Source organism: Mycobacterium sp. (genome assembly GCF_019247635.1).
Lineage (GTDB): Bacteria > Actinomycetota > Actinomycetes > Mycobacteriales > Mycobacteriaceae > Mycobacterium.
The window spans coordinates 23,383-30,356 of record NZ_JAFBAR010000057.1 but is presented as its reverse complement, the minus strand read 5'-3'; the positions used below and the strand labels follow the sequence as shown (position 1 = coordinate 30,356).

Below are 6,974 nucleotides of genomic sequence, written 5' to 3'. Positions count from 1 at the left end.
AACGGGCGAAAGTGCCAAGCCGGCAGGTGATTTCGGTTTCGACGACATCGCCGCGACGCTGGCCACGGCCGTCTCCGCGCTGCCGTCAGCGACCGGTATCGACGCACCCGTCGTGGCCGTCGCGCATTCGCTGGGGGCATATCTGGCGATCACTCAGCAAGCCCTGTACCACGGTTACACCGCGATGGCGCTCCTCGGCTGCACCAATCAGCACGTCGCACCGTTGAATCTGGACCAGGCGTTCATCGCGCGTGCCGCAACCGCGGAGGGCCGCAGTGAGCTTGTCCGGGAGATCCTCGCCGCGCTGCCGCGGGACTATTTCGAGGGTCCACGCGAATACCTGCAGAGCTGGTTTCACCTGCCCGATGTTCCCGCCGCCGTCGTCGAAGCCGACTCCGCCACAACGCAATCGGTGGTGCCGCGCGTGTTCGGCACCGCGATGATTCCCGGCATCGTCGCCGACTACGCGGCGCAAATCGACATCCCCGTGCTTGTCGGCTACGGCGAGGTCGACGTCTCACCGGATCCACGCGCCGAGGCGGCCCTGTATAGCAAGAGCCCCGACGTCACCACGGTCATCCTGGCCGACAGCGCACACTGCCACAACATGGCGTCGAGCCGGCGTCGGCTGTGGCGGCGACTGCTCGATTGGACGGCGGGCGTGACCCGTGTTCACACCTGTGTTCGCGACTGATCCCGCCGGTCACATAGGCCTCAGCTCCGGAGGCGGGGCTGCGGCCGTGCGCGCGGCCATCCGGGGTCTGCGGGCGTAACGCCACTGCGAAAAATCGGCTCGAGAATCGCCGTGCCGTTACGCTGGCGAGCTGTCCCCCGCACGTGTTGGGCTGCACCGCAACAGTATTGGATCAGCTGGTGGTCACGGGGCACGCACCACGCGGCGACCCGCCGTTAGCCGGTGACGGTCATCTGGTCGTCGCTGCTGGCCCACGACCGGATGAAAACAGCCATCGGAACCTTTTCGTCGCTGCCGGTCTCGCTGCCGCTGTCGTTGAGGTGTACGACGCCGGCGGCGGTGTCGACACCGGTCACCACCACCGAGTGGTTGGCGTCGGGCTGGCCGTCTGAGGTCTTGTCAACCACGGGTTGGCCCCAGAGGAGTTCGGCGTTGACGCCGGCGATCACCTTGCGGCTGCCGGCCAGGTCCTGCTCCAGCGTCTCCATGGTTACGTGGTCGATGCTCACGGCGTGGATGCCGTAGTGCGCGAGCAGCGTCGGCCCGTCTTCGAACGAGGTGCCTTGATCGCGCTTGCGTTGTCCCGGCTTGTAGACCGGTCCGGAATGCACGGTGCTCGGCGTTGTCCTGGCCACTTCAACGATCTCGTGTTCGGTGGGCTCGTTCCCGGTCAGTTCGCCCACCACGTCGGCGACCGCCATGGGAATGCAGTCGTCGTCCAATTCCTGGTAGCGCCAGAAGGGGGCGGCGGCGGCGGGGTCGCCGTAGAGGGTTGCGGGGGCCGCCAGGGCCGGTGCAGTTCCCAATCCGGCCAGTCCCAGTGCGGCCATCATCGCAACGCTGGCGATCCGGGTCGCGGTCGTAATGCCGATGCCGATCATGCCGTGTCTTTCTCGTGCCCCTAATAGAGTGCAAAGCCGGGTGCTAAGCGTCCGCTGGGTAGTCGCTATGGATTATCTATGAGTAGCGGCAGGAGCCGCGGCGAATCAGCGATTCGAAATCGACTTTTGCCGGCGCGTCCGTAACGTAGTGGCGTGACGAAGAATATCGAACTCAGTCTCGCCCGTTATTCGCCGGCCGTGCTGAGCCTGTTCCGGTTGGTCTACGGCCTGCTGTTCGCCGGGTACGGATCGATCAGTCTCTTCGGCTGGCCGATCGCATCGGCGCACCCCGTCAAGGTCGGGGCGTGGCCGGGCTGGTATGCGGGCGTGATCGAGCTAGTCGCGGGTCTGCTGATCGGGGCGGGATTGTTCACTCGCGCCGCGGCGTTCGTTGCCTCCGGAGAGATGGCGGTCGCGTACTTCTGGGTGCATCAACCGCGTGCGCTCTGGCCGATCGGCGATCCACCCGGGGGCAATGGCGGAACCCCGGCGATACTCTTCTGTTTCGGCTTTTTCCTGCTTGTTTTCGTCGGCGCCGGAAGCTACTCGATCGACGCCGTGCGGCAAACGAAGAAGGCGCGGGGTCCGGGTCGGCCCGTCGGCGGCGTGCCTATACTTCGGATCCATCGGCGCTGACGAGCCCTAGCAGCCAGGAGAAGCCGTCCCGCCCGAGGCGCGGACCCTCAGGAGGTCGACGATGACCGCACGGTGTGACGGGATGGTGGCTCTGGTGACCGGGAGCAGCCGCGGACTGGGCAAGGCGATCGCCGCGCGGCTCGCGGCCAGCGGTGCCACGGTGGCGCTGACCGCCCGCACGATGGAGCCCGATCCGAAATACCAGGGGTCGCTGAGCCAGGCCCGCGACGAGATCCTGGCCAGGGGCGGTCGCGCCGTCGCGATCCAGGCCGACCTATCGAAAACCGAAGAGCGCGAACGACTTTTCGCCGACGTCGTCGGCTCCGTCGGCGCCCCGGACATCCTGGTCAACAACGCGGCCGTTACCTTCCTGCGACCTCTGGACGGCTTCCCCGAGCGCCGGGTGCGGCTGATGATGGAGATGCATTTGTTCGGGCCGCTGCACCTGGCTCAGCTCGCGATTCCCGCGATGCGCGACCGTGGCCGGGGCTGGATTCTGAACGTGACCTCGGTGGGCGGCGACCTCCCGCCAGGGCCGCCATTCTCCGAATTCGATCGCACCGCGGGCTTCGGCGTATACGGCACCGTCAAGGCCGCGCTGAATCGGCTGACGAAAGGCCTTGCCGCCGAGCTTTACGACGACGGCATCGCCGTCAACGCCGCCGCACCGTCGAATCCGGTGGCGACCCCGGGGGCGGGCACCCTGGACCTGGCCAAGAGCGACACCGAGGACGTCGAATTGATCACCGAGACGGCTCTTCGGTTATGCACGGGTGATCCGAAGGTCCTGACCGGACGCATCGCGCACACCCAGCCCTTCCTGGCCGAGGTCGGCTGGTCGAAGCCGGTCGCCTAAATGGCCGAACTCGACCTCGCCGCGCTGCGACGGCGCCTTGCCCGCGCCGGTGTCGATGAGGTCGCCCCGATGGCCGGCGGTGCCTCCAGCCTCACGTTCAGCGGGGTGCGGGACGGCAGGGCAGTGGTGCTCAAGGTTGCCCCGCCGGGAGTCGAACCCGTGGCACATCGCGATATTCTGCGTCAGGCCCGCATCATGAAAGCGCTTGCCGCGACCCAGATTCCAGTCCCCGAGGTGGTGGTCGAGGATCGGGAGAGCCCGCCGCTGTTCGCGATGTACCGTGTCGAAGGCGACTGCCTAGAGCCGCTGTTCGACGGTTGCCCGCCGACCGCCGCCCTGGCCGAACTGGCCGAACGCTACCGCAATGCGTGCCGGACGATGGCGGCCCTGCACAGTCTGTCGCCGGACAGCCTCGGCCTGGGCGGTGAGCCGGTGGTGGATCCGGTCGCCGAGGTCCATCGGTGGTGTGCGACGCTGCAGACCGTCGATGGCGCCCTGGTGCCCGGCTGGCAGGGCGTGCGTGACGCCTTGTTGCACCACGCGCCAACAGCAATGGCGCCCAGTGTGGTGCATGGCGACTTCCGGCTTGGCAACCTGCTTGCCACCGGAGCGCGCATCAACGCGGTCATCGATTGGGAGATCTGGTCGGTGGGCGACCCGCGCATCGACGTGGGCTGGTTTTTGATCAACTCCGATCCGCAGACTTACCAACGTGTTTCGGCCCGCGTGGCGCCACCGCAGGAGGAACTGGCCGAGCTCTACCGGCAGGAGCTGGGCGCCAGGGGGGCTGACTTGGCCTGGTTCACCGCGCTCGCGTGCTTCAAGTCCGCGGCAACCTGGTCGCTGATCGTCAAGCACAACCGCCGAAGGCATTCTCCGCGTGAGGAACTGGAAGCCATGGTGCCCACCTTGCCAAGGCTGCTCACGCGGGCCCGGTCGATGCTGGACTAAGCCACAGATCGACCCGCTAACTGCGCGGGATGCCCGCCAGCTTGTCGGCGAACTTCGCCTCCGCGGCCGCCCGCAACCGCAGCAGGTGCTCGGACGGAAACAGGTCGGGCGCGGGTTTGCGGTCTTTGAGGAGCAAGCGCGCCAACGTCACCTTGTGCACTTCGGTCGGACCGTCGGCCAACCCCAGCACGAACGATTCCACCAGGTACTGCACGAACGGCATCTCGTGCGTGGTACCCAGCGAGCCATGCAGCTGAAGGGCCCGCGACGACACGTCGTGCAGCACCTTCTGCATCATCGCCTTCACCGCGGAGATATCGGCCCGCACCGCCTGGTAATCGTTGAATTGGTCTATCTTCCAGGCGGTTTGAAGCGTCAGCAGGCGGAAGGCCTCGATTTCCATCCAGGAGTCGGCCACCATTTCCTGGACCAGTTGCTTGCTGGCCAGGATCTCGCCCTGGGTGTAGCGCGATACCGCGCGCTCACAGAGCATGTCGAAGATCCGCCGGACCAGACCCACCGTGCGCATGGCGTGGTGGATGCGCCCACCGCCCAGCCGGGTCTGGGCGACGGCGAAGGCTCCGCCGCGCGGCCCCAGCATGTGATCGGCCGGCACCCGCACGTTCTCGTAGCGGACGTACCCCTCGCGTCCGCCGCCCACCGGCTGATACCCCAGTCCGACATCGCGCAGCACGTGGATGCCCGGGGTGTCGCCCGGGACTACGAACATCGAGTAGCGCTGATACGGTGGGGCCTCGGGGTCCGTCATCGCCATCACGATGATGAACGACGCTATCGAGGCAAACGAGGAAAACCACTTCTCCCCGTTGATGATCCAGTGGTCGCCGTCGGATACCGCGTTGGTGCGGAACACTTTCGGATCGGCGCCGCCCTGCGGCTCGGTCATCGAGAAGCAGGACACGATGCGGTTGTCCAGCAGCGGCTCGAGGTAGCGCGCTTTGAGCTCGGGCGTGCCGTAGTGTGCCAGAATCTCGCTGTTGCCGGAATCCGGTGCCTGCGAGCCGAAGACGATCGGTGCACACTCCGAACGCCCCAGGATCTCGTTGAGCAACGCCAGCTTCACCTGGCCATAGCCCGGCCCACCCAGGTGCGGTCCGAGATGGGTGGCCCACAGTCCGCGTTCTTTCACGATCTGCTGCAGCGGCGGGATCAGCGCCTGCCGCACCGGATCTTTGAGATCGTGGGATTCCTTGACAATCAGATCGAGCGGCTCGCACTCGGTGCGAACGAAGTCCTCGACCCACTCGAGCTGTTCGGCCCACTGCGAGTCGGTGGAGAAGTCCCACGTCATCCGGACGTCTCCTTTCGGGCTTCGCGGAGTGTTGCGGCCTCATCGGTCGCGTGCGTGAGCACCTGGTTGCGGTTCTCCAGTTCCAGCGCCGCCGGCAGGCCGGCCGCATCGGTATTGACTTGCAGCGCACGCTTTGTCAGCTGCACGCCCAGCGGGGCGAGGTCGGCGATGAGCGCGGCCAACTCCAGCGCACGTTCGGTCAACCGCTCGGGGTCGACGAGGTCGCTGACCAGCCCGCGCCGGTCGGCTTCCTCGGCCGCCACCGTGCGCCCGCTGAGCATCCAGTCGGCCGCGACGGTGGAGCCGACGATGCGCGGCAGGTGATAGCTCATGCCCATCTCGGCACCCGAGAGCCCGAGCAGGATTGCGCCGTTGCCGAATGATGCTGCCGTAGAGCAGATCCTGATGTCGGCAGCCAGGCACAACGCGAATCCCGCGCCGACACAAGGGCCGTTGACCGCCGCGATGACGGGCTGCGGCAGGTCCCGGATGGCTACGGCCAGTGCGGCCATCCTTTCCTGGAACCCCATGCGGTCAAGAGCGGGCGCTTGCGCCTCGACCATGCTGGGTCCGAAGTCGCGCACGTCGATCCCGGAGCAGAAGCCGCGGCCCGTCCCGGTGAGGACGACGGCGCGCGCCGACCGGTCTGCGGCCAACTCGCCCAGGGCCGCGGCCAGTTCGGTCTGCATCGCCTCGTTGATGGCGTTGAGGCGGGTCGGGCGGTTCAGCCGCACCACAACGACGCCGTCACGTGGTCGTTGCAGTTCCAAAGTGTCCGACACCGTCACGTCCGCGCTGTCAGACGTGCAGGTCGGTGCTGGTGGTGAGGTGTTCCCAGGCCTCGATATCCTTCGCGCGCGAGTCCGCGACGTACCGGTACGCGAGCAGAGCATCGACGCCCAGTAGCAAGAACGCCGGCGGCTCGGTTGATTCGACGGCGGTGATGATGGCGGCGGCGGCCTTGGCCGGGTCACCGGGCTGAGTGCCGTCCATGGTGTCGTTCTCTTTGCGGCGCAACCCCGCGGTGGTCGCGTAGTCGTCGATGACGGTGGGTGACTGGACCAGCGAGCGGCCTGCGAAGTCGGTCCGGAACGCGCCCGGCTCGACGGTGATGACCGAGATGCCGAGCGGGACAAGCTCGCCACGCAGCGCCCCACTCATGCCCTCCACGGCCGCTTTGGCCGCGGAGTAGTAGCCGGACCCCGCCGGCGTCAGCTGGGCGCCGATCGACGAGATGTTCACGATGGCGCCGCAGCGATGTGCCCGCATGCTGGGCAGGACGGCCTTAATCATCGCGACAGCGCCGAAGAAGTGCGTCTCGAACAGGGCGCGGACCTGGGCGTCGTCGCCCTCCTCGACCGCGCCGCGGTAACCGTAACCGGCGTTGTTGACCAGGACATCGACGTACTCGAATCGGTCTTCGGCCTCCCGGACAGCGGCGGCGATCTGCTCGGGGTCGGTGACGTCGAGGGTGACGGCGAGCACGCGGTCGGGCGTGGCGTCGGCCAGGTCAGCGACCTTCGAAACATCGCGTGCGGTGACGACGGCGTTGTGGCCGGCGTCGATCACAGCTTCAGCCAGAGCGCGGCCAAGCCCGGTCGAGCAGCCGGTGATGAGCCAGGTGGACACGGGAAATCTCCTTCC

The 6,974-nt window shown here is 67.0% G+C and carries 8 protein-coding genes; 4 read left to right on the top strand and 4 right to left on the bottom strand.

Annotated features, from left to right (window positions below):
• A partial coding sequence (locus JO236_RS08110) for an alpha/beta fold hydrolase (RefSeq protein ID WP_293327080.1) occupies positions 1-694 on the top strand: 694 nt, incomplete at its 5' end.
• A 215-nt stretch (positions 695-909) separates the two neighbouring features.
• Here JO236_RS08110 and JO236_RS08105 read toward each other — a convergent pair.
• Positions 910-1,575, bottom strand: coding sequence for a C39 family peptidase (locus JO236_RS08105; RefSeq protein ID WP_293327078.1), 666 nt, complete (start codon positions 1,573-1,575; stop codon positions 910-912).
• A gap of 153 nt (positions 1,576-1,728) precedes the next feature.
• Between JO236_RS08105 and JO236_RS08100 the strand changes: the two genes are divergently transcribed.
• The 3 genes from JO236_RS08100 to JO236_RS08090 all read left to right on the top strand — a co-directional run bounded on the left by JO236_RS08100 (position 1,729) and on the right by JO236_RS08090 (position 4,018).
• Positions 1,729-2,211, top strand: coding sequence for a DoxX family protein (locus tag JO236_RS08100; protein ID WP_293327076.1), 483 nt, complete (start codon positions 1,729-1,731; stop codon positions 2,209-2,211).
• A 61-nt stretch (positions 2,212-2,272) separates the two neighbouring features.
• A complete protein-coding gene (locus tag JO236_RS08095) occupies positions 2,273-3,067 on the top strand; it encodes an SDR family NAD(P)-dependent oxidoreductase (RefSeq protein WP_293327074.1) in 795 nt (264 codons plus the stop codon).
• On the top strand, positions 3,068-4,018 hold the full coding sequence (locus tag JO236_RS08090) for a phosphotransferase family protein (RefSeq protein WP_293327072.1): 951 nt from the start codon (positions 3,068-3,070) through the stop codon (positions 4,016-4,018).
• Between the two features lie 16 nt (positions 4,019-4,034).
• Here the strand turns inward: JO236_RS08090 and JO236_RS08085 are convergent, their stop codons facing one another.
• The 3 genes from JO236_RS08085 to JO236_RS08075 are packed head-to-tail and all read right to left on the bottom strand — an operon-like array spanning position 4,035 to position 6,959.
• The gene (locus JO236_RS08085) at positions 4,035-5,330 is read right to left on the bottom strand and encodes an acyl-CoA dehydrogenase family protein (RefSeq protein ID WP_293327070.1); all 1,296 of its coding nucleotides are present in this window, start codon (positions 5,328-5,330) and stop codon (positions 4,035-4,037) included.
• Entirely contained in the window at positions 5,327-6,118 is a 792-nt protein-coding gene (locus JO236_RS08080) for an enoyl-CoA hydratase/isomerase family protein (protein ID WP_293327068.1), read from the bottom strand. Before JO236_RS08080 ends, JO236_RS08085 begins: the two co-directional genes overlap by 4 nt.
• A 10-nt stretch (positions 6,119-6,128) precedes the next feature.
• The gene (locus JO236_RS08075; protein WP_293327065.1) at positions 6,129-6,959 is read right to left on the bottom strand and encodes an oxidoreductase; all 831 of its coding nucleotides are present in this window, start codon (positions 6,957-6,959) and stop codon (positions 6,129-6,131) included.
• Positions 6,960-6,974: the final 15 nt, after the last annotated feature.

Bases quoted from the DNA above. Each gene is read 5' to 3' on its own strand.
- JO236_RS08105 (WP_293327078.1), bottom strand. From the start codon at position 1,575: ATGATCGGCATCGGCATTACGACCGCGACCCGGATCGCCAGCGTTGCG.
- JO236_RS08090 (WP_293327072.1), top strand. From the start codon at position 3,068: ATGGCCGAACTCGACCTCGCCGCGCTGCGACGGCGCCTTGCCCGCGCC.
- JO236_RS08085 (WP_293327070.1), bottom strand. From the start codon at position 5,330: ATGACGTGGGACTTCTCCACCGACTCGCAGTGGGCCGAACAGCTCGAG.
- JO236_RS08095 (WP_293327074.1), top strand. From the start codon at position 2,273: ATGACCGCACGGTGTGACGGGATGGTGGCTCTGGTGACCGGGAGCAGC.